General features: G+C 68.2%; 22 protein-coding genes and 3 tRNA genes. 15 read left to right on the top strand and 10 right to left on the bottom strand.

What is annotated here, in order from left to right:
- Nucleotides 1-77 precede the first annotated feature (77 nt).
- Both ACQEU1_RS28645 and ACQEU1_RS28650 read left to right on the top strand, forming a co-directional pair.
- Entirely contained in the window at nt 78-1,199 is a 1,122-nt protein-coding gene (locus ACQEU1_RS28645; RefSeq protein ID WP_433208151.1) for a serine hydrolase domain-containing protein, read from the top strand.
- The gene (locus ACQEU1_RS28650; RefSeq protein ID WP_433208154.1) at nt 1,196-2,218 is read left to right on the top strand and encodes a serine hydrolase domain-containing protein; all 1,023 of its coding nucleotides are present in this window, start codon (nt 1,196-1,198) and stop codon (nt 2,216-2,218) included. Before ACQEU1_RS28645 ends, ACQEU1_RS28650 begins: the two co-directional genes overlap by 4 nt.
- A 6-nt stretch (nt 2,219-2,224) precedes the next feature.
- Here ACQEU1_RS28650 and ACQEU1_RS28655 read toward each other — a convergent pair whose 3' ends face one another.
- Entirely contained in the window at nt 2,225-3,133 is a 909-nt protein-coding gene (locus ACQEU1_RS28655; RefSeq protein ID WP_433208157.1) for a CobW family GTP-binding protein, read from the bottom strand.
- A 138-nt stretch (nt 3,134-3,271) separates the two neighbouring features.
- Here ACQEU1_RS28655 and ACQEU1_RS28660 point away from each other — a divergent pair, with 138 nt between their 5' ends.
- From ACQEU1_RS28660 to ACQEU1_RS28670, 3 genes are read left to right on the top strand one after another with little or no spacing between them, the layout of a single operon-like run.
- Complete coding sequence (locus ACQEU1_RS28660) at nt 3,272-3,802, top strand: hypothetical protein (RefSeq protein WP_433208160.1); 531 nt, start codon at nt 3,272-3,274, stop codon at nt 3,800-3,802.
- A gap of 2 nt (nt 3,803-3,804) precedes the next feature.
- Nucleotides 3,805-5,736, top strand: a complete 1,932-nt coding sequence (locus ACQEU1_RS28665; protein ID WP_433208163.1) for a flotillin family protein — start codon at nt 3,805-3,807, stop codon at nt 5,734-5,736.
- The gene (locus tag ACQEU1_RS28670) at nt 5,733-10,166 is read left to right on the top strand and encodes a DNA repair ATPase (RefSeq protein ID WP_433208166.1); all 4,434 of its coding nucleotides are present in this window, start codon (nt 5,733-5,735) and stop codon (nt 10,164-10,166) included. The genes ACQEU1_RS28665 and ACQEU1_RS28670 overlap by 4 nt, the downstream gene beginning before the upstream one ends.
- Here ACQEU1_RS28670 and ACQEU1_RS28675 read toward each other — a convergent pair.
- Nucleotides 10,156-10,653 carry a hypothetical protein gene (locus ACQEU1_RS28675; protein WP_433208169.1) on the bottom strand — a complete coding sequence of 166 codons (498 nt, stop codon included), beginning with the start codon at nt 10,651-10,653 and terminating at the stop codon, nt 10,156-10,158. The two genes, ACQEU1_RS28670 and ACQEU1_RS28675, sit on opposite strands and share 11 nt — an antisense overlap.
- A gap of 80 nt (nt 10,654-10,733) precedes the next feature.
- A complete protein-coding gene (locus tag ACQEU1_RS28680) occupies nt 10,734-11,180 on the bottom strand; it encodes a PPOX class F420-dependent oxidoreductase (protein WP_433208172.1) in 447 nt (148 codons plus the stop codon).
- Here ACQEU1_RS28680 and ACQEU1_RS28685 point away from each other — a divergent pair.
- Together ACQEU1_RS28685 and ACQEU1_RS28690 are read left to right on the top strand one after the other, a co-directional pair.
- A complete protein-coding gene (locus ACQEU1_RS28685; RefSeq protein ID WP_433208175.1) occupies nt 11,179-11,991 on the top strand; it encodes an oxygenase MpaB family protein in 813 nt (270 codons plus the stop codon). The two genes, ACQEU1_RS28680 and ACQEU1_RS28685, sit on opposite strands and share 2 nt — an antisense overlap.
- Nucleotides 11,992-12,073: 82 nt before the next feature.
- Nucleotides 12,074-12,889: a glutamate ABC transporter substrate-binding protein gene (locus ACQEU1_RS28690; protein ID WP_433211849.1), complete on the top strand. Its 816-nt coding sequence runs from the start codon at nt 12,074-12,076 to the stop codon at nt 12,887-12,889.
- On the opposite strand, the gene ACQEU1_RS28695 is transcribed toward ACQEU1_RS28690, so the two are convergent.
- The gene (locus ACQEU1_RS28695; protein WP_433208178.1) at nt 12,886-14,007 is read right to left on the bottom strand and encodes a L,D-transpeptidase; all 1,122 of its coding nucleotides are present in this window, start codon (nt 14,005-14,007) and stop codon (nt 12,886-12,888) included. The two genes, ACQEU1_RS28690 and ACQEU1_RS28695, sit on opposite strands and share 4 nt — an antisense overlap.
- A gap of 359 nt (nt 14,008-14,366) precedes the next feature.
- Here ACQEU1_RS28695 and ACQEU1_RS28700 point away from each other — a divergent pair, with 359 nt between their 5' ends.
- Nucleotides 14,367-14,570, top strand: a complete 204-nt coding sequence (locus ACQEU1_RS28700; RefSeq protein ID WP_030477903.1) for a cold-shock protein — start codon at nt 14,367-14,369, stop codon at nt 14,568-14,570.
- Nucleotides 14,571-14,655: 85 nt separating this feature from the next.
- Here ACQEU1_RS28700 and ACQEU1_RS28705 read toward each other — a convergent pair whose 3' ends face one another.
- The 4 genes from ACQEU1_RS28705 to ACQEU1_RS28720 all read right to left on the bottom strand — a co-directional run bounded on the left by ACQEU1_RS28705 (nt 14,656) and on the right by ACQEU1_RS28720 (nt 18,170).
- Nucleotides 14,656-14,961, bottom strand: a complete 306-nt coding sequence (locus tag ACQEU1_RS28705; protein ID WP_433208182.1) for a hypothetical protein — start codon at nt 14,959-14,961, stop codon at nt 14,656-14,658.
- A gap of 507 nt (nt 14,962-15,468) precedes the next feature.
- The gene (locus ACQEU1_RS28710) at nt 15,469-17,652 is read right to left on the bottom strand and encodes a heavy metal translocating P-type ATPase (RefSeq protein WP_433208185.1); all 2,184 of its coding nucleotides are present in this window, start codon (nt 17,650-17,652) and stop codon (nt 15,469-15,471) included.
- Complete coding sequence (locus tag ACQEU1_RS28715) at nt 17,649-17,855, bottom strand: heavy-metal-associated domain-containing protein (RefSeq protein ID WP_382441600.1); 207 nt, start codon at nt 17,853-17,855, stop codon at nt 17,649-17,651. The genes ACQEU1_RS28710 and ACQEU1_RS28715 overlap by 4 nt, the downstream gene beginning before the upstream one ends.
- Nucleotides 17,856-17,909: 54 nt before the next feature.
- Nucleotides 17,910-18,170: a hypothetical protein gene (locus ACQEU1_RS28720; RefSeq protein WP_382441601.1), complete on the bottom strand. Its 261-nt coding sequence runs from the start codon at nt 18,168-18,170 to the stop codon at nt 17,910-17,912.
- 154 nt (nt 18,171-18,324) lie between these two features.
- On the opposite strand from ACQEU1_RS28720, the gene ACQEU1_RS28725 reads away from it, so the two are divergent.
- The 5 genes from ACQEU1_RS28725 to ACQEU1_RS28745 all read left to right on the top strand — a co-directional run bounded on the left by ACQEU1_RS28725 (nt 18,325) and on the right by ACQEU1_RS28745 (nt 19,742).
- The gene (locus ACQEU1_RS28725) at nt 18,325-18,570 is read left to right on the top strand and encodes a hypothetical protein (RefSeq protein WP_433208190.1); all 246 of its coding nucleotides are present in this window, start codon (nt 18,325-18,327) and stop codon (nt 18,568-18,570) included.
- A 119-nt stretch (nt 18,571-18,689) separates the two neighbouring features.
- Entirely contained in the window at nt 18,690-19,319 is a 630-nt protein-coding gene (locus ACQEU1_RS28730) for a ScbR family autoregulator-binding transcription factor (RefSeq protein WP_433208193.1), read from the top strand.
- Nucleotides 19,320-19,468: 149 nt separating this feature from the next.
- A tRNA-Glu gene (locus ACQEU1_RS28735) sits at nt 19,469-19,541 on the top strand.
- 39 nt (nt 19,542-19,580) lie between these two features.
- Nucleotides 19,581-19,654: transfer RNA gene (locus ACQEU1_RS28740), tRNA-Asp, on the top strand.
- Nucleotides 19,655-19,668: 14 nt separating this feature from the next.
- Nucleotides 19,669-19,742 (top strand) — tRNA-Phe (locus ACQEU1_RS28745).
- 46 nt (nt 19,743-19,788) lie between these two features.
- On the opposite strand, the gene ACQEU1_RS28750 is transcribed toward ACQEU1_RS28745, so the two are convergent.
- Complete coding sequence (locus ACQEU1_RS28750; protein ID WP_433208196.1) at nt 19,789-20,493, bottom strand: hypothetical protein; 705 nt, start codon at nt 20,491-20,493, stop codon at nt 19,789-19,791.
- A 61-nt stretch (nt 20,494-20,554) separates the two neighbouring features.
- On the opposite strand from ACQEU1_RS28750, the gene ACQEU1_RS28755 reads away from it, so the two are divergent.
- Together ACQEU1_RS28755 and ACQEU1_RS28760 are read left to right on the top strand one after the other, a co-directional pair.
- Nucleotides 20,555-20,764, top strand: coding sequence for an HTH domain-containing protein (locus ACQEU1_RS28755; protein WP_285645636.1), 210 nt, complete (start codon nt 20,555-20,557; stop codon nt 20,762-20,764).
- Nucleotides 20,761-21,288, top strand: coding sequence for a Clp protease N-terminal domain-containing protein (locus tag ACQEU1_RS28760; protein ID WP_433208199.1), 528 nt, complete (start codon nt 20,761-20,763; stop codon nt 21,286-21,288). The genes ACQEU1_RS28755 and ACQEU1_RS28760 overlap by 4 nt, the downstream gene beginning before the upstream one ends.
- Here the strand turns inward: ACQEU1_RS28760 and ACQEU1_RS28765 are convergent.
- Nucleotides 21,239-21,892 carry a YczE/YyaS/YitT family protein gene (locus ACQEU1_RS28765; RefSeq protein ID WP_433208202.1) on the bottom strand — a complete coding sequence of 218 codons (654 nt, stop codon included), beginning with the start codon at nt 21,890-21,892 and terminating at the stop codon, nt 21,239-21,241. The genes ACQEU1_RS28760 and ACQEU1_RS28765 overlap by 50 nt on opposite strands.
- Nucleotides 21,893-21,937 lie beyond the last annotated feature (45 nt).

Below are 21,937 nucleotides of genomic sequence, written 5' to 3' on the forward strand. Positions count from 1 at the left end.
AACGGAAGTGTGCGTGACTGCGGCACACCACCCGGAGGCGGAAACCTTGTCCTCACCACGGCAAGGGGAGGCACAGGATGAAGAAGACGCTGGTAGGCGTGTTGGCGGCGGCCATGTTGTTCAGCGGAACGGCGATGGCCGCGCCGACCGGGACGACCGTCCAGAAGCAGCTCGACGGGCTGACGAAGGAGCACAGGTTCCCGGCGGCGCTCGGCACCACCACGGACGCCGAGGGGCACGCCAAGGCCTACACGTCGGGTACGGCCGAGCTGGGCAAGCGGAAACCCGTTCCCGCGAACGGGCAGGTGCGCGCCGGCTCCAACACCAAGGCGTTCGTGGCCACCGTGGTCATGCAGCTGGTGGCGGAGGGCAAGGTCGAGCTGGACAAGCCGATCAACCACTACCTGCCGAACGCCGTCCAGGACGACCGGATCACCGTCCGGCAGCTGCTGAACCACACCAGCGGCCTGGCGAACTACACGAACTACATGGGGCTCGACAAGTTCGAGGAGCAGCGGCACCGGTACTACGAGCCGCGCGAGCTGCTGGACATCGGCAACGCCCACCCGAAGACGGGCGAGCCGGGCGAGAAGTTCAAGTACAGCAACACGAACTACGTGCTGCTCGGCCTTCTGGTCCAGAAGGTCACCGGACGGCCCATCGCCGAGAACGTCGACCAGCGCATCGTGCAGAAGATCAAGCTCAAGGACACCTACTGGCCGAACGTCGGTGAAGAGGGCATCCGCGGCAGGCACGCGCAGGGGTACTCCAAGACGGGCAACGGCATCGAGGACGTCACCGAGCTCGACCCGTCGTGGGGCTGGGCGGCCGGACAGATCATCTCCACCACCAAGGACCTCAACGCCTTCTACAGCGCCCTGCTCAACGGCAAGCTCGTGCCGCAGGCACAGCTCGGGGAGATGCAGAAGACCGTCGACACCAAGGGCGAGATGTGGGCCGGCGCCGCGTACGGGCTGGGCATCGCCAGCACGCCGCTCACGTGCGGTGGCCGGTACTGGGGTCACGGCGGTGACATCCACGGCTACGAGACGCGGGGCGGCGTCGCGCCGAACGGGCGGGCGTTCTCCGTTGCGGTGACGGCGTTGCCGGGCACGTTCCAGGACACGCAGGAGGACGCGCTGAAGGCCCACGAGGCCGTTCTGGCCACTGTGGACGCTGCTTTGTGCGGTGCCAAGTGATCGCCGTCGCCGCGGTCACCGCGCTCGCACTGCTCGTCCCCCAGCAGCTCGACCAGATCGTCTCCAACGGCACGCCCGGCGTCGAGGCGCACGTCAACGGCCGCAACGAGGCGCGCGGCAAGGCACCGGTCAACGGGCAGGTGCGGATCGGCAGCATCACCAAGTCGTTCGTGGCGGTCGCGACGCTGCAACTCGTGGCGGAGCACAAGGTCCAGCTCGACGGCCCGGTCAACCGGTACGTGCCGCACGTCCAGGACAGCCGGATCACCGTCAGGCAGGTCCTGCAGCACACCAGCGGCCTGCCGGACTACGTGATGCAGATCGGCGTCCCGAAGATCGCGGACGTCCGGGACCGGTACTTCGCCCCGCACGACCTGCTGGACGCCGCGCTGAGCCAGCCGCCGCGGTTCCAGCCCGGCGAGAGGTACGAGTACAGCAACACCAACTACGTCGTCGCCGGCCTGCTCATCCAGAACGCCACCGGACGCCCGGTCGGCGAGGCCGTGGACAAGGTCATCAGGAAGGCCGGCCTGAAGGACACCTACTGGCCGAGCCAGGGCGAGCAGCGCATCCGCGGCCGGCACGCCACGGCGTACGCGCTGAGCGACCTGACCGATCCGAAGTCCGCCGTGGTCGACGCGACCGAGCTCGACACGTCGCAGGCGTGGGCGTCCGGCGCGATGGTCTCCACCCCGCAGGACGTCGCCAGGTTCTTCAAGAAGCTCCTCGGCGGCGAGATCCTGCCCAAGCCGCAGCTCGACGAGATGCGCAAGACGATCACCGTCGACGAGCGCAGCGCCTACGGGCTCGGCCTGGAGGCCACCAAGCTCAGCTGCGGCGGGGTCTGGTGGGGCCACGGCGGGTCGATCCACGGCTGGGGCTCGCTCGGCGGCGCGACGGACGGCGGCAACCACGCGGCGGTCACGCTCACCGCGTTGCCCGGCACGTTCGGCGACGACCCCGGCAGGAAGTTCCAGCAGATGTTCGACGTGATGGACACGGCGCTCTGCAGGAAATGACGCTGGTCAGCGGGCGTACCGGAGCACCCAGAGCATGTCCTGCTCGGTGACCGGTGCGTCCGCGACGCACGCCAGCAGCCAGTCCGTCAACGCCTCCGGATCGATGCCCGCCCCGATCAGCACCAGCTGCGTCGGGGCGTCGGCGACGGGCGTGAACGACACGTAGGCGCCGACGGTGTGCAGCACGAACGTGCCGAGCGGGAACCGGACGAAACCCTTGGCGCGGAACAACCCCTCCGGCCGTGCCGCCAGGAAGTCCATGAACAGCTTGGGGTGCAACGGCTCGTCGCACTCGAACGTCACGCTGTCGTAGGAGGCGTGCGCGTGCGTCGAGTGGTCGTCGAGGTCGTCGAACGTCAGCTGCCGCGGCCCGAGGTCGGGCGGCCGCACCTCGAACAGCAACGCCGGGTCGATCTGCCCGAACGACACGGGCAGCACCGGCGCCGAACAGGGCAGCGCGGGCACCGACGGGACCCGGTCGACCTTGTTCAGCACCACCAGGTCGGCCAGCGCCAGGTCGCGCTCCAGGTGCGGGACGGCGTCGAGCTCCACCGCGTCGGCCACGTAGATCAGCCCGCCGTACGACACCCCGGACGCCTGCGCCACCATCCGCACCATCGCCGCGGGCTCGGCCAGGCCGGACGCCTCGATGACGATCACGTCCAGGTTCGCCGAGGCCAGCTTGCCGAGCATCTCCTCCAGCTCGGAGCCGTCGACCGCGCAGCACAGGCAGCCGTTCGGCAGCGACACCATCGTGTCGGCCTGGGCGGACACGGCGAACGCGTCGATGTTGATCTTCCCGAAGTCGTTCACCAGTACGCCGATCCGCGTGCCGCCGGACGTGCGCAGCAGGTGGTTGAGCAGGGTGGTCTTGCCGGAACCGAGGAAGCCGGCGAGCACGACGACGGGGATCACGACACCCGAGGCTAGCCGGTGCACGGCGAGTGGTCCGGATGAGGCAGCGGTGTCCGATTCGGACGGCGATCGGATTGATTTGCATCGAAGTGCAACGAAAACGGCCCCCAGCGCATCAAAATGACGAGAAGGGGGGCGATGATGACCGAGTTCCTGGCTGCCGCACTGGCGTTTCCGACCGTGGTGTTCAGCTTCCTGTTGCTCGTGGTGCTGGCTTACTGGCTCACCGTGGCGCTGGTGGGGCTCGACTTCGACGCCCCTGTGATGCCGATCTCCATCTCGATGTTCATCCTGATCACGTGGTTCGCCGCGCTGGTCGGCACGGTGTACACGCCGGAGGGCAAGCTCAGGTACGCGGTCTTCGGGGGTGCGCTGCTGGTGGGCGCGCTCGTCACGCGGATCCTTCTCGTCCCGGTCAGGAACTGGACGCGGCCGGAGAAACCGGCGTCCCGCAACGACTTCGTGGGCCGCACCGCGATCGTGCGGACCTCCAGGGTCACCGAGCAGTACGGGCAGGCCGAGGTGACCGCCGACGACGGCGGTACGGCGGTCGTTCAGGTGCGAGCGGCGCAGAGCACCGACCTCAAGGCGGGACAGACCGCGTTGATCTTCGACTACGACGCAGAGGGCGAGTTCTTCTGGGTCGTGGACATCACCACAGGGGGCTGAACATGGGTGCGATCTCCACGGGGCTGATCGTTCTGATCGCCGTGGGCGCGTTCGTGCTGATCTTGGCACTGATCACGCTGAGCAGACTTTTCAAGAAGTGCGAGCAGGGCAAGGCTCTGATCGTCTCGAAGATGCGCAAGGTCGACGTGACCTTCACGGGAACCGTCGTGCTCCCGGTGCTGCACCGCTGCGAGACGATGGACATCTCGGTGAAGACCATCGAGATCCGCAGGGCCGGCAACGAGGGCCTGATCTGCAAGGACAACATCCGCGCCGACATCCGCATCACGTTCTTCGTGCGGGTCAACAAGACCGTCGAGGACGTCATCAAGGTCGCGCAGGCGATCGGCACCGAGCGCGCGAGCCACGAGGCCACGCTGCAGGAGCTGTTCAACGCCAAGTTCTCCGAGGCGCTCAAGACCGTCGGCAAGCAGCTCGACTTCGTGGACCTCTACACGCACCGCGACGAGTTCCGCGACCGGATCGTGCAGGTCATCGGCACCGACCTCAACGGCTACAGCCTCGAGGACGCGGCCATCGACTACCTGGAGCAGACGCCGCTCAAGCAGCTCGACCCCGCGAACATCCTGGACGCGCAGGGCATCCGCAAGATCACCGAGCTGACCGCGATCGAGCACGTCAAGACCAACGAGTTCACCCGCAACGAGGAGAAGGAGATCACGCGCCAGAACGTCAGCGCGCGTGAGGCCATCCTGGAGCTCGAACGCCGCCAGGCCGACGCGGAGATCAAGCAGAAGCGCGAGATCGAGACCGCCCGCGCCCAGCAGGAGGCGGAGACGCAGAAGGTGCAGGCCGAGGAACGCCTCAAGGCCAACACCGCGTTCATCCGCACGGAAGAGCAGCTCGGCATCCAGACCGAGAACAAGGCCCGCGAGATCGCCGTCGCCGAGAAGAACCGCGAGCGCGTGATCGCCGTCGAGACCGAGCGCATCGAGAAGGACCGCCTGCTGGAGGTCATCGCCCGCGAACGCGAGACCTCGCTGCGCATGATCGAGAAGGACAAGGAGCTCGAGCACGAGCGCCGCGCGATCGCCGACCTGGTGCGCGAGCGCGTCGCCGTCGAGAGGACGGTGGCCGAGCAGGAGGAGAACATCAAGCGCCTGCGTGCGGTCGAGGAGGCCGAGCGCGAGCGCCAGCAGATCGTGATCCGCGCCGAGGCCGAGGCCCAGGAGTCGCTGGTCAAGGACATCAAGGCCGCCGAGGCCGCGGAACAGGCCGCGCAGCACAAGGCCCGCGAGGCCGTCGTGCTCGCCGAGTCGCGCAACAAGGCCGCCGACCTCGACGCCCGCTCCAAGATCCGGCTCGCCGAGGGCACGCAGGCCGAGGCCGCCGCGAAGGGTCTGGCCGAGGCCCAGGTCAAGGAACGGGACGCCGCCGCGTCCGAGGCGCTGGGTCGCGCCGAGGCCGTGGTCGACCGCGAGAAGGCGCTCGCCGACGCCGAGGGCATCAAGGAACGCCTCAAGGGCGAGGCGGAAGGCTTGTCGCACAAGGCGGAGGCGATGGCCGCGCTCGACACCGCGACCCGCGAGCACGAGGAGTACCGCCTGCGGCTCGAAGCGGAGAAGGAGATCCGCCTCAAGGGCATCGACGTGCAGCGCCAGGTCGCCGAGGCCCAGGCCATGGTCCTCGCGGCCGGTCTGGAGAAGGCCGACATCGACATCGTCGGTGGCGACACGATGTTCTTCGACAAGATCGCGAACGCCATCACGGCGGGCAAGCAGGTCGACAACTTCGTCGGCAACTCCGACGTGGTGCAGGCACTGGGCGCCAAGTGGATGGACGGGACCAGCAACTTCCCGGAGGACCTCACCAAGATCCTCAGCTCGTTCACGACCGGTGACGCGCAGAACATCGCCGCGGCGATCGCGCTGACCCAGATGGCCAAGAACAACAACTCGGGTCAGAACGCATGACGACGTCCACCCCTTCTGGGCTGGACGCCGGCACTTACGAGGTGCTGCGGGCGAGACTGGCCGACCAGGCCACCGCGCTCGCCCGCAGCACCGAGGCGCTGAACGCCCAGCGCGTCGAGACGTTCGGCAGCACGGCGCTGGAACTCGTCGCCACCGAACGCATCCGCACCGAGAACAACTGCGTGCCACGCGACATCGTGGCGCTCGGCGACGTGATGCTGTTCGGCTACAACGTGTTCATGGGCCTCAAGCCCGAGACCGCGGTCAACGACGTCTTCGCGGCGCACGGCAGGGACTTCGCCGCGGTCGAGCCGGAGTTCCTGCGGGACCCCAGGTTCCGCAACGACTTCTCCGAGCTGTACCGCTACTACCGCGAGACGCGGCTGCTGCAGCTGCGCATCGTCGACCAGCGGCTGCTCGCGGTGTTCCAGACCGGCGTGCGGATCGAGGACATCCACGTCCTGCGCTGGGACGTCCAGGTCGACGGCACCGTCACGTACGTCGACAACCGCGGCGACCGCGACCACGTCTTCCCGCCGGCGCACGACTTCACGTGGGTCGAGACGACCCGCGAGCAGCACGTGCTCGGGCGGCACCCGCACATCGCGATCGACAACGAGGTGTTCGTCGAGACGGTCGGCGGCACGCTCACCGTCAAGATCGAGAACAACACCGAGTCCGGCGAGGGCGTCTACGAGGAACCGGTCGACGAGGCGTTGCAGAGCCTCGCGGACGCGGAGATCCACTACGCCCGCGTCGGCCCGCTGATCCTGCTGAAGATCCTGCCGTACAAGGAGACCACGCCCCGGCACCTGGTCTTCAACACCAGGACCAAGGAGGTCACCCGCCTCGACGGCATCGGTCAGGCCTGCCAACGCCTCCCCGAGGACCAGGGCATCATCTTCCCCGGCGGGTTCTACCTGGTCACGGGTGCGGACAAGACGTTCGACGTCGACACGGACGACCTGGAGTTCGAACGGGTCGTCAAGTCCGCGAACGGCGAGGACGTGCTGTTCGTCTACCACGCCCGCCGCGAGGGCCGCAGCCTTCTGCTGCCGTACAACGTGATCCGCAAGGAGGTCGCGACCCCGATCACCTGTCACGGCTACTCGCTCTTCGCCGACGGCACGCTGGTCGTGTTCCGCGAGACCGGCTCCGACGCGGTGCGGGTGCACCCGATGCAGGTCTGGCGCACGCCGTTCATGGCCGACGAGACGCTGCCGGACCAGGCGGGCCCGCTCGCCCGCATCGGCAACGCGGAGCTCGTCCGCGGCATCTCGGACTGCCTGTCCATCACCAGGATGAGCGCCGACATGAAACCGAGCGCGCCGGTGTTCGAGGGCCTGATCGCCCTGTGCACCAGGGTGATCGACAGCGTGCACTGGCTCGACGAGCTGGGGCTGCGCCAGGACGTCCAGGCCGTGCGCGCCACCGCCGAACAGGTGCTGGACGAGTTCGAGGCCGTCCGCAAGCTCACCGAACACGCGGCCCAGCAGCTGCACGAGGCCGCGGAGAAGCTCGCGAGCCTGGTCCGGCTGGCCAGGTCGGCGGCGCCGCGCAGCGCCGACGAGTGGGTGCGGCTGCTCGCCGACCTGAGGTCCGCCCAGGGCCGGCTGATCACTCTCAAGGACCTCCGGTACGTCGACCTGGAGGAGATCGACCGGCGCGAAGCCGAGCTGGTCGAGGAGCTCGGCGCCTCGGCACGCAGGGCGGTCGCGTTCCTCAGCGGCGAGGGCGCGTTCGACCGGTACCACGAGGAGATCGACCAGATCGCGGCCGCGGAGCTCAAGACGGCGGCCGAGGCGAAGCCGTTGCGCGAACGGCTCGCGCAGCAGCAGGCGGGCCTGGAGGTGCTGACCGAGGTCGTCAGCACGCTCGACGCCGCCGACACCACGACCCGCACGCAGATCCTCGCGAGCATCGGCGAGGTGCTGGCAGCGGTCAACCGCGCACGGGCCACAGTGGACGGTCGCAGGGACCGGCTCGCGAACGCGGAGGGCCGCGCCGAGTTCGCGGCGGAGTTCGCGTTGCTCGGCCAGGCCATCACCGGCGCGCTGTCGGTCGCGGACACCCCGCAGCGCTGCGACGACCAGCTCGGCAGGCTCCTGCTCCAGCTGGAGAACCTGGAGTCGCGGTTCGGCGAGTTCGACGACTTCCTCGCGCAGGTCGGCGCCAAGCGCACGGACGTCTACGAGGCGTTCTCCGCGCGCAAGCAGACACTGCTCGACGAACGGGCGCGCAAGGCCGACCGGCTCGTCCAGTCCGCCGAACGGGTCCTCGGCACGATCCGCCGCCGCGTCGGCAAGCTGACCTCGACCGACGAGATCAACACGTACTTCGCCGGCGACCCGATGGTCGCCAAGGTCCGCGCGGTCGCCGAGAACCTCAGGGAGCTCGGCGACGGCAGGGCCGACGAGCTCGACGCGAGCCTGCGCGACGCCCGGCAGGAGGGAGGCCGGGCGCTGCGCGACCGGGCCGACCTGTACGACGGCGCGTCGATCGTGCTCGGCCGCCACCGCTTCCCGGTCACGACCGAGCCGATGAACCTCACCCTCGTCCCGCGCGACGGCAAGCTCTACTACGCCGTCACCGGCACGGACTACCGCAGCGAGGTCACCGACGCGGGTTTCGCTAGCACCAAGGGTTTCTGGAACCAGCTCCTGGTCTCCGAGACCGACGACGTCTACCGCGCCGAGCACCTCGCCGGCAGCCTGCTCGCCGAGGGCCGCACGGACGTCGTGAACGCCGCCGCCGAACGCTACGACGAGGGCTACGAGAAGGGCGTCCACGACCACGACGCCGAGAAGATCCTCGCTGTCCTGCAACGACTGCACGCCGGCGCCGGACTGCTCAGGTACCCGCCGCAGGCTCGTGCGGCAGCGCAGGTCTTCTGGGCCGCGCAGCCCGACGACCAACGTGCCGTGTGGCAACGCAAAGCCGAGTCACTGGCCCGCGCGCGCACGATCTTCGGTGGCACGCACGGAATCCCGGAGCTCACCATGCAGTTCGGACTCGAGGACCTCGCCGCCGAGTACCTCTTCGAAGAACTCGCCTGCGAGCCAAGGGGATTCGTCACCAGCAAGGCCGCGCGCGCCGTGATCGACAGGTTCCGCGCGGTGGTGCACGAGGACCTGCACGACCGCGACCTCATCGAGGCGTGGCTCAGCGCGTTCCTCTCCGGCGAGGACTGCCCGGAGTTCCCCGAGGTCGTCGCTATCCTGCTCACCGACCTGCCCCGGTACGACTCCAGCGCCGCGCTGACCGAGACCGTCACGGGCCTGCTCGGTACACACCCACGCGTCCACAACCAGTCGCTCGACCTGCGCCTGGACGAGACCCTGACCAGGTTGCGGACCTTCGCCACCGACCAGGTCCCGGCTTTCCGCGCCTACCAGCGCCGGCGCGACGAGCTGCTGGCCGAGGAACGCCGCAGGCTCAGGCTCGACGACTACCAGCCCGCGGTGCTGAACACGTTCGTGCGCAACAGGTTGCTGAACGAGGTCTACCTGCCGTTGATCGGAGACAACCTCAGCAAGCAGCTGAACGACGGCACCGGTCTGCTGATGCTGATCTCGCCGCCCGGCTACGGCAAGACGACGCTCATGGAGTACGTCGCGAACCGCCTGGGCATGGTGTTCGTGAAGGTCAACGGCCCGGCGCTGGGCACCGGCGTCACCTCGCTCGACCCGGCGGAGGCGCCGAACGCCACCGCGCGCCAGGAGGTCGAGCGGATCAACTTCGCGTTCGCGCTGGGCAGCAACGTCCTGCTGCACCTGGACGACATCCAGCACACCTCACCCGAGCTGCTGCAGAAGTTCATCTCGCTCTGCGACGCCCAGCGCCGCATCGAGGGCGTGTGGGACGGCGAGCCGCGCACGTTCGACCTGCGGGGCAAGCGCTTCGCGGTGTCGATGGCCGGCAACCCGTACACCGAGACGGGCCGCGCGTTCCGCGTCCCGGACATGCTCGCGAACCGCGCGGACGTGTGGAACCTCGGTGACGTGCTGTCCGGGCGCGACGAGCTGTTCGCGTTGAGCTACCTGGAGAACGCGTCGGGCTCGAACCCGACGCTGGGTGGCGCGGACGTGGAACCGTTGGTGCGCCTGGTGAACGGCGAGACCGTGCGGCACGAGTACGAGACGGTCGAGCTCGACCGCCTGCTGTCGGTCGTGCGCAAGTTGCGGCGGATCCAGGAGGTCGTGCTCAAGGTCAACCAGGCCTACATCGCGTCGGCCGCGGACCCGTCGGGGCAGCCGTTCCTGTTGCAGGGCAGCTATCGCAACATGAACCGGATGGCCGCGCGGATCGTGCCGGCGATGAACGACGCCGAGGTGGAGGCGTTGATCGACGACCACTACCTGGGCGAGGCGCAGCTGCTCGGCTCGCTGGCGGAGGCGAACCTGAGGAGGCTGCGCGAGCTCAAGGCTTGATGTCGCAGGTCAGCTCGAACCGGTCGAACCTGTCGTCCTCAGGACCTCGCGGGTCGACCGGTTCGGACGCGAGGTCCTTCAGGAGCTCGCAGAACGCCTTGTCGTCCAACGGCCAGTCCAGGCACTGCCGGAAGTCCTCGCCGAACAGCTTCGAGTCGCAGCGCAGCAGGTCGTAGAGGTTCGGCTTGGGCTTGCTGCCCGGAGGCGGTGGAGGTGGTGGCCGGTGACCGGGCGGAGGAGGTGGCCGGTGTTCGCCCCTCGGCGGTGGGGGCGGAGGAGGAGGCGGCGGTGGCGGCCGATGAGCACCGACGGCGGAGACGGTGGTCGTGGCGGTCGCGATGACGACCTCGGGCGGCGGAGGCGGCGGAGCGACCAGGCGGATGTCCACGGGCTTGTCCGGGGGCGCCGAGAACAAGGCCGCGATCAGGGCAGCGCCCATCACCGCCACCGCGGCCGTGAAGTAGCCGCGGCGTCTGACACCCGTCATCGCTTCCGCTCCCCAGGTTCCGCCTGCCCGGTAGCCGCCGTCCCCGTGGAATCGTCGTCCCCGCCGGCGGTGTTACAGCCTCACCCGGTCCTGTCCGGCCCGGCGGAGGTGAGCGAAATCCGCAGGACCACGCGCTGTTCGCGTTCCATTGCGGCGCGGTACTCGTTCCAGTCCTTGTGCTCGCCGGAGATCGTCCGGTAGTAGGAGACCAGCAGGTCCATGGCCTCCGGCAGCGGCACGACCGTCGCGGTGCCGTTGATCTGGATCCACCGCCCGAAGAAGCTGTCCGGCAGCACGCACAACGAGACGTGCGGATCGCGCTGGACCTGTTTCGTCTTGTACGCGGTCGCCCTCGTGGAAACGAGCACATCGCCGTTGTCGTCCAGCGACACGAGCACCGGCGACATCGCCGGGGTGCCGTCGGACTTGATCGCGCAGAAGACCGCGCGGTGCTGGCTGCGGAGCACGTCACGTGCCTGGTCCAGGTCCATGGTCTTCATCCTGGCGAGGCGGGACGATGTCCGCATGCCCGATCCCAACTCCGTGAGCTGGCAGATGCACGCCGACCCGACGATGTGGATCGCCGGGATCGCGAGCCTGTACCTGCAAGCGTTGCACCCCAAGGCCGTCGCCGGTGTCGTGCAGAACTCGAACTTCCAGGCCGACCCGCTCGGCAGGCTCAAGCGCACGGCGGACTTCGTCGGCCTCGGCGTCTACGGCACCGACGAGGACATCGCGGCCGCCGCGGCACGGGTCCGCGCCACGCACCGGAGCCTGCGCGGTGTCGTTGACGGCCGAACGTTCCGGGTGGACGAACCCGAACTGCTGCTGTGGGTTCATTGCTCGGAGGTCTTCTGTTTCGAGAACGTTCTCTCACGTGCGGGCTACGGACTGACGGATCGGCAGAAGGACCGGTACTACGCGGAGCAGCGTTTCGCCGCCACGCTCGTCGGTCTGCACGAGGACGAGGTCCCGGGTTCGCGCCGGGAAATGGCCGACTACTTCGAACGGATGCGTCCAAACCTGCGTCGAACGGACGAATCGGACGTGATTTACGCCTTCTTGCACGGACCGCCCGTGCAAGGGTGGGTCCGCCACGGACTGCCCGCGTACCGGGTCCTGGTGGGCCACCTGGCCTACTCGGTACTACCCGGCTGGGCGCTCGAACTACACGGCCGAGAGCCGTACAAGCACGCTGACAGGTGGCTGCGAATGATGCGCCGAGCTGCGCTTTTGGTTCCCGGCAAGATCAGGAGGCTGGCTCCGCCGGGGCATCTGCGGCTCGCGATCGAACGGCACGGGAAGCATGTGACACCGAGCAAAGCGAGGCTTCCGTAGTTGTCATACATCACAGTCGATCATCGCCGCAGGTCCGTAGCATTGCGCACGAATCCACCACACCCCCGGAAGGCCTGTCGTGATCCGTCGTGCCGCGCTCCTGACTGCCGTTGCGGTGCTCGCCACCGCCTGTGGGAGCGGTGACACCAGCACAGTCATCGGACGTGCTGACTCCGGGAAGCTGACCATCGGCATCCGCTACGACCAGCCGGGCCTGAGCCAGCGGCGCCTCGACGGCCGGTACGTCGGCTTCGACGTCGAGGTCGCCAAGTACGTGGCGAACGAGCTCGGGGTGAAGGAAAGCGGCATCACGTTCAAGGAGGCCCGCGGCGCCGCCCGCGAGTCGATGCTGGAGAACGGCGAGGCCGACCTGATCATCGCCTCGTACTCGATCACGGACGCCCGCAAGGAGAAGGTCGCCTTCGCCGGCCCGTACTTCGAGACGGGCCAGGGCATGCTGGTGCGCTACACCGAGGACTCGATCCAGGGCCCGGAGACCATGAACGGCCGCAAGCTGTGCTCGGTCAAGGGATCCACCTCCGCGCAGAAGGTGAAGACGGACTTCTCGCAGCAGGTGCAGATCGTCGAGTACGGCCAGTACTCCGACTGCGTGATCGCTCTCATGGCGGGCAACGTCGACGCCGTCACGACCGACGAGGTCATCCTCGCCGGGTTCGCGGCGGAGAACCCCGAGCTGCTCAAGCTCGTCGGCAAGACGTTCTCCAAGGAGCGGTACGGGATCGGCGTGCCGAAGGGCGACACCGAGTCCCGGGACGAGGTGAACTCGGCGATCGAGAAGATGATCTCGAGCGGTGAGTGGAAGCGGGCCCTCGAACGCAACGTCGGTCCGTCCGGTTACGAGATCCCGCAGCCACCCGCCATCACGGAGAAGTCCTAGTTCGTCGCCGCGGACTTCGACGTCCAGGTGGCCCAGTCGATCGTCCACTCCCAGAAGTCACCGGGCGCGACACCGCTCGGGTCGGTGGCGCCGAGCTGGATCGTCGAGCCGGTGACCTCGACCGGGTCGCCGACCATCGTCAGGTCGTAGAAGATCTTCGCGTTGGCGCCGGACAGGTTCGCGCACCCGTGCGACACGTTCTCCTTGCCCTGCTTGGCGATCGTGCCGTTGTTCTCGTGCACGAACTCGCCGTTCTGGGAGATCAGCACGGCCCAGGTGACCGGGATGTTCTCGTAGTTGAACGTCCGGTTGGTCATCAGCCGCGAGGCTTCCTTCTGCTGCACCACGTGGATGCCGGAACGGCTGACGGCGCGCGGGTCGTCCTCCATGCCGTAGGACGCCGGGAAGTCGTGCAGCAGCGTGCCGTCGCGGTAGATCTCGAACCGCTTGGTCTGGGTGTTCGCCTTGGCCACCAGCGCGCGGTCCGCGATCTTGAACTGCGCGTGCATGTCGGTCTTGCCGTAAGCGCCCCCGCCGAACGGCACACCGTAGACGTCGATGTCCAGCCGCACCTCGGTGTTCGGCTTCCAGTACTCCCGCGGCCGCCAGTGCGCCTCGGTGTCGGAGAGCCACGCCCACGCGCCCTCGGTCGCCACGGACGTCTTGACGGTCATGGACTTCTGCACGGAGGCCTTGTCCTGCACCGGCGCGCTGAAGGTCACCTTCAGCGGCATCGCGACGCCGTACGTCTGACCGTCGCCGACGTTGAGCTTCGCGCTGGTGAGCTTCGCGGGCTTGACCGTCCGGAACGAGCCGCTGACCGGCACCTCGCCGCCGTCCTCACCCCTGGCCGACCCGGACCACGTGTAGAGCTTGTCGTAGCCCAGGTCCTCGGTCGCGACCCAGCGCCCGGCGGTGAGCTCCCCCTGCACCGCCTTGCCCTCGGCGTTCGTGAGTGCGATGGCGGTGAGCGCACCCCCGGTCACCCCGACCTCGAACGGTCCGGCGGGGCTGATCCCCTCGCCCGACGCCGGTGTCACCGTCAGCGCGGCCTTCGCCTTCTCCTGGGTGACGGGCCCTGCCGGCGTCCCCTCAGGTGCGGCGCTGCAGGCGGCCAAACCCAGCAGTGCAACCAAAACCAGTGGCCTGAACACGTGCTCCCCCAAGATCCCCTCGTCCGATGTTGAAGAGGACGCACGGGGGTGGAACACGTTGCTCCGCAGATTGCGATCACCCACCTGGACCAGCGGGTTTGCGCCTATTGAGGCACGCAACTGGCCAGTAATGACCTGTAGTGCTATGACCAATCACACGTTAGGCTGACCCGCGCAGGCCGTGGTTTCTGTGTTCGTGCTTCACACGCTCGCGGAACGACACGCGGGCGTGCGGTGCGCTCTCAGCGAGTTTGCCGAACGCCCCCGGGACGGCCGGGGTTGCAAAGTGCAGCCCCAAGCTTTCCTGCGATGGAGGCAGGTTCATGGCACAGGGCACTGTCAAGTGGTTCAACTCCGAAAAGGGCTTCGGCTTCATCGCCCAGGACAACGGCGGCGCTGACGTCTTCGTCCACTACTCGGAGATCCAGGGTCAGGGCTTCCGCACCCTGGAGGAGAACCAGCGAGTGGAGTTCGAGGTCGGCCAGGGCACCAAGGGTCCGCAGGCCCAGAACGTCCGCGCGGTCTGAAGTCTGTAGAAGCCGCAACAAGAGCCGTACGCGAGAAGGACCCTCTACCGGGCTCGGTAGAGGGTCCTTCTTCGTTGCTCTGGTTCTAGTGGCCGCGCTGGCGCGCTTCCCACTCCAGGCGCTGCATGACCCACTCCGTGGCGAGAGCCTGCGGGGAGGTCTGACGTTCGGCGGCGAGCTCCTTGAGCTGCTCGTTGGCCATGAGCTGCAGCCTCAGCTGGTACACCTGCGCACTGCCGAAGCCCGACGCGGTCGTTTCGTTGTCCGCGTCCGGGGCCAGGGCGGCCAGGTAAGAGGTCAGCTCCTCGTCGTGCGACGTCTCCGCGGGCTGCGGTTCGTCCGCATCACGGTGACGGCCGGACTTGGAGCGTCCGAGGGATCCAATAGGCACCGGAACACGATAACGGCTCGGTCACGGAAGCCAAACCCCTGTGACCCGGGTCACCCCAAGGTGTAAATGGGTGCTACTCAGAGTGGATCTCCGCAGGGCCGAGCGGTGAGCCAGGGGGTGAAGTGACCGCGGCTCTTCACGCGAACGAGGTGTCGAACCGCTAGCCGCGCCACAGCGGATCGCGCGCCGAGAACACCGGATGGAGGTTCGGGGGGCCAGCCTCGAAACCCGGCCACAGCGGGATGCGCCGCCGGGAACACCGGATGGGGGTTCGGGGGCTCGCCCCGAGCTGGGGGTCTGGGGGCGCGGCCCCCAGATGAGCACTCCGAGTCCCGCAAGGCGGCGAAGGCGCAAGCCGAGCAGCCTTGCGCAGAGGGAGAGGCCCCCGCGCCAGGGGGAGGAACGCGGGGGCCGGAGGGGATCTCCACAGGCGCTGACCGGGGGTGTGTCAGCTTTTGGATTGTTGCACGCGCACGCTGGGGTTGGGGAGTGTTCCGAACGAAGTTCTTATGTTGCCGATGAACGGAAACCCCGTAGTCGCAAGCTGTTGGTAACAACGAACACGCTGCTGAAGGCCATTGCGGCACCCGCGATCATGGGGTTCAGCAGACCGAGTGCCGCGAGTGGCAGTCCAGCGATGTTGTAGGCGAACGCCCAGAACAGATTCCCCTTGATGGTGCCCAAAGTCTTGCGGGACAACCTGATCGCGTCCGCCGCCACGCGCAGGTCGCCGCGCACCAGGGTGAGGTCGCTCGCCTCGATGGCCACGTCGGTGCCGGTTCCCATGGCCAGCCCCAGATCAGCGGCCGCGAGGGCCGGCGCGTCGTTCACGCCGTCGCCCACCATGGCCACAACTCGGCCCTGTGCCTGGAGATTCCGGACCGCCTCGACTTTGCCGGAGGGCAGCACCTCGGCGATGACGTCGTCGATGCCGACCTCCGCGGCGACCTCGCGGGCCGTGGCGGCGTTGTCGCCGGTCAGCAGGACGGGACGGAGACCGAGTTCCTTGAGTTCCGCAATCGCTTGTGCGGACGTGGGTTTCACGACGTCCGAGACCGCGATGAGACCGACAACCTTGTCATCAAAGGAAACCGCGACAACTGTCCGAGTTGTGTGGGCGGCCAGTGCCTCGGTCAGTTCTTCGGAAAGGGAAACGTCGCGCACTCGTCCGACGACGACCCGGCGGCCCTCGACCACTCCGCTGACGCCGACGCCGTCCGTGGAAACGAAGTCCGACACCGGAGGCACGTCTTCTGCGGCACGCACGATCGCCGCGCCGATGGGATGTTCCGACGCGTTCTCGACGGCCGCGGCGAACCGCAGCACCTCGTCGCGCGGCACGCCGGCGGCGGGGACCACGTCGACCAGCGTCAGCCGGCCGGTCGTCACGGTGCCGGTCTTGTCGAGCACCACCGTGTCCGCGCGCCGCGTCGACTCCAGCACCTCGGGGCCCTTCACCAGGATCCCGAGCTGCGCGCCGCGACCGGTGCCGACGAGCAACGCCGTGGGCGTCGCGAGACCGAGAGCGCACGGGCAGGCGATCACCAGCACCGCCACCGCCGTCGTCACCGCGAACTCCAGCGGCCGTCCGGCGAGCAGCCACGCGCCGAACGACGCCAGCGCGATCAGCACGACCACGGGGACGAACACGGCGGACACGCGGTCCGCCAGCCGTTGCACCTCGGCCTTGCCCGCTTGGGCCTGCTCGACCAGCCGGGCCATCCGCGCGAGCTGGGTGTCCGCGCCGACCGAGGTGGCCTCGACGACCAGCCGCCCGCCCGCGTTGACGGTGCCGCCGACGACGGAGGAGCCGGCACCGACCTCCACCGGCACCGATTCTCCGGTCACCATCGAGCGGTCCACAGCCGAACTGCCCTCGACCACTAGGCCGTCGGTGGCGATGCGCTCACCCGGACGGACCACGAACCTCGAAGCGACCCGGAGCTGACCGACCGGCACGCGGGTCTCGACGCCGTCGCGCAGCACCGCCACGTCCTTGGCGCCCAGCGCGAGCAACGACCGCAGGGCCGCGCCCGCGCTGCGCTTGGACCGGGCCTCCAGCCAGCGCCCGAGCAGCAGGAACACGGTCACGCCGACCGCGACCTCCAGGTAGATGTCACCGGAGGTGGTGGGGCGGGGCAGCAGGCTGAACTCGTGCCGCATCCCGATCGCGCCGGCGTCGCCGAACACCAGCGCGTAGAGCGACCACAGGTAGGAGACCGTGACGCCCATCGAGACCAGGGTGTCCATGGTGCTGGCGCCGTGCCGCGCGTTGACGAACGCGGCACGGTGGAACGGCCAGCCGCACACCCAGACGACCACGCTGGCCAGCGCCAGCGAAACCCACTGCCACGTGGGGAACTGCCACGCCGGGACCATCGAGAACGCGATCACCGGCACGCCGAGCGCGACGGCCAGCACGACGCGCAGCCGCAGCTCACCGGCCTCGTCCACCTCGGGAGCCTCCGGCTGGGGCTCCTCCGCGTCGTAGCCCGCCGCCCTGACCGTCGACACGAGGTCGCCGACCTGCAGGTTCTCCGGGAACTGAACGCTGGCCCTCTCGGTCGCGTAGTTCACGGTGGCGGAGACGCCGTCGAGCCTGTTCAGCTTGCGTTCGATGCGGTTCGCACAGGAAGCGCACGTCATGCCGCTGATCGAGAGCTCGACGTGGCGAGGCTCGGTGGTGGTCATGCGACCTGGTACCCGGCCTCGGTCACGGCGGCGACGACGTCGGCGCGGTCGAGTTCGCGGTCACTGGTCACGGTGACGGCGCCGGTCTCGAGGACGACGTCGACCCCGGTGACACCGGCGACCTCGTTCAGCTCCTCGGTGACGGAGCTGACGCAGTGGCCGCAGGTCATGCCGGTGACGGTGTAGGTGGCGCTGACGCTCATCGGAGCCCTTTCTCGTACGGGACTCCGAGTCTATACCCCCCTGGGGTACGGGATCTACTGAGGACTCTCGGGTTTCGGCTGGTCCAGCTTCTGGAGATCCGTCTCGATCTTGTTGACCAGGTCGTCGAGGCCTTCGAGCATCTTGTCGAGCTCGGCCATCCGGGACCCGAAGGCGGACTCGATGTCGGCGTCGATGGTGTTCAGGTCGATGCCGCTGAGCGCCTTGAAGATCGCCTCCTGGTCGACCGCTGGCGGTATCTGGGACGCGTTTTGGCCCTCTGCTTCGGGGGAAGGCTCCGGCGTGGGGTCGGTCATGGGTCCATCATCCCCTGGGCAGTTCCCCACAAGACACGTGCGGCACCTGTACGGAAAGTAACGCTGGGTGTCGGTGGAATCACTCTGCGGGGGGCTGCGGCCGTTGTCCCAGGTCGCTTAGCCTCCCGACACACCTCAAGTCGGGGAGGGTGCTATGAGCGGGTCGCTGGAAGTGCGGAAGTTCCTGTTCACCCAGGACGACGGCATGTCACAACGGGGCGGGCCGAACGTGCCGGCCCAACGAAGCGGAGAGCCATCGCGGATCTCCGACGACCAGGTCCACCGGGCGAGGCTCGCGGTCGCGCGCAGTGCTCTCGGCGCGGAGGACTGCCGGATGCTGCTCGACATGCTGGGCCTGTCGCCGGGCGAGGACGGGGGGATGCCTCCGGTGCAGCGGTGAGCACGCGAAAGCGGCCCTGATTTCGAGGCGCGCACCCCCCGGAGCGCGTCTGTCGGAACAGGGCCGCATCCCGAAACATACCCACGGGTCTCTTTCGCGGCAACGGCTAACCTCTGCTCATGCCCCAGCAGGACAGGGCGCACGCGACGCGCGAGGCGATACTGCACGCCGCGGCGGAGGAGTTCGACCGGCTCGGCTACGAGCGCACGTCGCTCACGGCCGTGCTCGCGCGCGCTGGGCTGACCAAGGGCGCGTTCTACTTCCACTTCCCCTCCAAGGAAGCGGTCGCCGACGCGTTGATCGAACGCCAGGGCGAGCTGTGGGCGCGGGTGCGGGAGGCGTGGCGGGAACGCGGCGCCGATCCGCTGAGCACCCTGCACGGGATGTTCGTGGAGTCGGCCGACCGGATGGCGGCGGACGTCGTGCTGCGCGCCGGCGTGCGGCTCAACGCCGATCGCGAGGTCGGCTATCCGGGGGTGCCGAGCACGCACGTCATGTGGGAGAAGCTCGTCGCCGCGTACGTGATCGAGGCGGCCGCCCGCGGCGACCTGCGTCCCGGTGTCGATCCCGAGGCCGTCGCCCGCACGTTGTGCAGTGCCGCGCTGGGTTCGCGGTTGATCTCCTCGGCGACGACGGCGTGCGCCGATTTCCCGGAACGGATGCGCGAGGTTCTGGGGTACGTCCTGCCGTGCGTGACGTCTTCCGGCTGGAAGTTGTCTGGATCACAAACTGCTCCTGAACCGGCGTGACGGGCCTCCGAGGCCCTGAACAGGCGTTTGTTGATCTGAGGGTTTTCGCCCTGAAGGGGGTTTGGGCAGGTCAGCGCATGTGCGGGACCCCCGTTTTGGAGGTGCGCGGACCTATGGCATATGCTTACGATGCTTCCAGAGACCAGCTAGTCCCCATCATCTAGCGGCCTAGGATCCCGCCCTTTCAAGGCGGTCGCGCGGGTTCGAATCCCGTTGGGGGCACGCAGTAACATGTAGTACGGTACGACAAGCAAGAAGCAAGGCCCAGTGGCGCAGTTGGTTAGCGCGTCGCCCTGTCACGGCGAAGGTCGCGGGTTCGAGTCCCGTCTGGGTCGCTTTTTCTTCTCATGGCCAGGTAGCTCAGTTGGTACGAGCGACCGCCTGAAAAGCGGTAGGTCGGCGGTTCGACCCCGCCCCTGGCCATCCTTCTTCGAAAGAAGCCCCGCAGATCTCTGCGGGGCTTCTTTCGTCATGCGGTGAAGGAGATTCGCGCGATCGCCTGGTCGTCGTGCGTTTTGTGGCGCGGCCACCGCTTGTGCTCCGAATCACCGCGCTCCGCTTCGCGGATTCGGTCGAGCACTTCGCTCAACGGCAATTGCTTCAGGTCGTCCCACGCGAAGAGTCCGTACTCGGACACCCCGCAGGAGACGCCGTCTGTGAGAGCGATCACACTCGTGATCTCGGTGCGGCGCCAGGAGGTCGTGACGGCCTGGAGTCCAGCGGTCGGATCGGCCTCCGCGACCCAGTAGCCGCCCGGCTTGTTCTTCCACCGGAGGATGTCGGGATCCGGCCTCAGGTCTTCGAGCCGGGTGTCTTCGAGGACGTGAGTGGACTGTCCGAACGCGACCACGGGGGTGTCGCAGAGGACGAGGGCGTCGATCGCGTCGTCGGTCCAGCGGACGATCGACGCGGTGCACGACGGGGAGTCGCCGGGGATCAGGTCGTGGCGTTCGGCGAGGTTCCTGATCGCCTGGGCGAGGACCTCGGTCAGCGGGTCCTGGTTCATCAGGTGCGCGAGTTCGTCGGCGAGTTCCGAGGCGTACCAACCGCCGTTGCGGTCGGGCGGCCTTCGTGAGGTGACGCCGTCGAGCACGATGACGGCGTTGGTCGTGACCCGGATGCGGTCCTCGGTGGTGCGTCCCGGTGCTGCCTGTTCAGCAGTCTCGATCTTCACGGCTCCACCGTACGTGTCAACATTGGTTGACGGATCCGGGTTGTCAACGTACGTTGACATCATGACGGAGGCAACGGATCTCGCCACAGCGGCAGGCGACCGCGACCCGAAGGTCGGGTTGCGCGCCGTCAGCGCGTTGCGGCGACTGCTCGAACACCTGGAGGCCGCCCAGGTCCGCAGCGCGCGGACGCAGGGCTGGTCGTGGCAGGACATCGCGGCGGAGCTCGGGGTGTCCCGCCAGGCGGTCCACAAGAAGCACGGGGGTCGATGATGATCGCGGAGCGGTTCACCAAGGAGGCCCGCGAGGCCGTGAAGGCCGCGGTGAAGGAGGCCGAACGGGTGCACGCGCCCGAGGTCGGCGTGGAGCACCTGATGCTGGCGCTGCTCGAAGCGCCGGTGCTGGCGGGGTTCGACCTGCCGCGTGCGGAGCTGGAGACGGCGTTCCTCGACTACCGGCGCAAGGGCGGGCTGACCAAGGCCGACGCGGAAGCGTTGCGGGGCCTGGGAATCGACGTCGACGCGGTGATCGAGACCGCGGAGCAGTCGCTCGGGAAGGGGATTCTGCGGCCGGGTCCGCGCCGGCGGTGGTTCGGGATGCCGCTGGAGCCGGACTTCAAGAAGGCGCTGGAGAACTCGCTGCGCGAGTCCCGCGACCTCCGCCACAACTACCTCGGGGTGGAGCACATCCTGCTGGCTCTGTTGCAGGGCAAGGGAATCGTGGCGGAGGTGCTGACCGAGCGAGGGGTCACGTACGGGGAGATCCGCAAGCGGGCTGCGAGCGCTCGCGCCACGTGAGCGCGGGCAGGAAGAGCTGCGCGAGCGGGCCGACGCCGAGCGCGTAGAGGACCGTGCCGATGCCGACCGTGCCGCCGATCAGCCAGCCGGTGGCGAGCACGAGCAGCTCGAGCACGGTCCGCGTGACGCGCAGGGAAATGCCTGTGCGGCGGCAAAAACCGGTGACCAGGCCGTCGCGCGGGCCCGGTCCGAGGCGGGAGCCGACGTACGCGGCGAACGCCACGGCGTTGAGCACGATGCCCAGCGTCAGGAACACGATTCTCGGCAGAAGTCCTTGCGGGGCGGGCAGGATCGCGAGCGTCACGTCGACGCTGACGGCGATCAGCACGACGTTCGCGACCGTGCCGACGCCTGGCTTCTGCCTGAGCGGAATCCAGGCCAGCAGGACCAGGACGCCGATGATCGCGGTGATCAGGCCGAAGCTCAGCCCGGTGCGCTTCGCGAGGCCCTCGTGCAGCACGTCCCACGGGTTCAGGCCGAGCGTCGCGCGGATCTGCAACGCCATGCTCGCGCCGTAGAGCCACAGGCCTGCGGCGAGCTGCGGGAGGCGGCGGGCGGGGGAGATCCGGACGGAGACCTGGTGGAGTGCGGTCATGGAGGCCATGTGGCCATGTTGCGCTTCGATTGGCCTGGTAATCCATAGCCAATT

This window comes from Lentzea sp. CA-135723 (genome assembly GCF_050936595.1).
GTDB lineage: Bacteria > Actinomycetota > Actinomycetes > Mycobacteriales > Pseudonocardiaceae > Lentzea.

Bases quoted from the DNA above. Each gene is read 5' to 3' on its own strand.
- ACQEU1_RS28765 (WP_433208202.1), bottom strand. From the start codon at position 21,892: ATGGCCTCCATGACCGCACTCCACCAGGTCTCCGTCCGGATCTCCCCC.
- ACQEU1_RS28665 (WP_433208163.1), top strand. From the start codon at position 3,805: ATGGGTGCGATCTCCACGGGGCTGATCGTTCTGATCGCCGTGGGCGCG.
- ACQEU1_RS28755 (WP_285645636.1), top strand. From the start codon at position 20,555: ATGACGGAGGCAACGGATCTCGCCACAGCGGCAGGCGACCGCGACCCG.
- ACQEU1_RS28700 (WP_030477903.1), top strand. From the start codon at position 14,367: ATGGCACAGGGCACTGTCAAGTGGTTCAACTCCGAAAAGGGCTTCGGC.
- ACQEU1_RS28730 (WP_433208193.1), top strand. From the start codon at position 18,690: ATGCCCCAGCAGGACAGGGCGCACGCGACGCGCGAGGCGATACTGCAC.
- ACQEU1_RS28760 (WP_433208199.1), top strand. From the start codon at position 20,761: ATGATGATCGCGGAGCGGTTCACCAAGGAGGCCCGCGAGGCCGTGAAG.
- ACQEU1_RS28720 (WP_382441601.1), bottom strand. From the start codon at position 18,170: ATGACCGACCCCACGCCGGAGCCTTCCCCCGAAGCAGAGGGCCAAAAC.
- ACQEU1_RS28675 (WP_433208169.1), bottom strand. From the start codon at position 10,653: ATGACGGGTGTCAGACGCCGCGGCTACTTCACGGCCGCGGTGGCGGTG.
- ACQEU1_RS28710 (WP_433208185.1), bottom strand. From the start codon at position 17,652: ATGACCACCACCGAGCCTCGCCACGTCGAGCTCTCGATCAGCGGCATG.
- ACQEU1_RS28660 (WP_433208160.1), top strand. From the start codon at position 3,272: ATGATGACCGAGTTCCTGGCTGCCGCACTGGCGTTTCCGACCGTGGTG.
- ACQEU1_RS28685 (WP_433208175.1), top strand. From the start codon at position 11,179: ATGCCCGATCCCAACTCCGTGAGCTGGCAGATGCACGCCGACCCGACG.
- ACQEU1_RS28725 (WP_433208190.1), top strand. From the start codon at position 18,325: ATGAGCGGGTCGCTGGAAGTGCGGAAGTTCCTGTTCACCCAGGACGAC.
- ACQEU1_RS28715 (WP_382441600.1), bottom strand. From the start codon at position 17,855: ATGAGCGTCAGCGCCACCTACACCGTCACCGGCATGACCTGCGGCCAC.
- ACQEU1_RS28670 (WP_433208166.1), top strand. From the start codon at position 5,733: ATGACGACGTCCACCCCTTCTGGGCTGGACGCCGGCACTTACGAGGTG.
- ACQEU1_RS28645 (WP_433208151.1), top strand. From the start codon at position 78: ATGAAGAAGACGCTGGTAGGCGTGTTGGCGGCGGCCATGTTGTTCAGC.
- ACQEU1_RS28680 (WP_433208172.1), bottom strand. From the start codon at position 11,180: ATGCGGACATCGTCCCGCCTCGCCAGGATGAAGACCATGGACCTGGAC.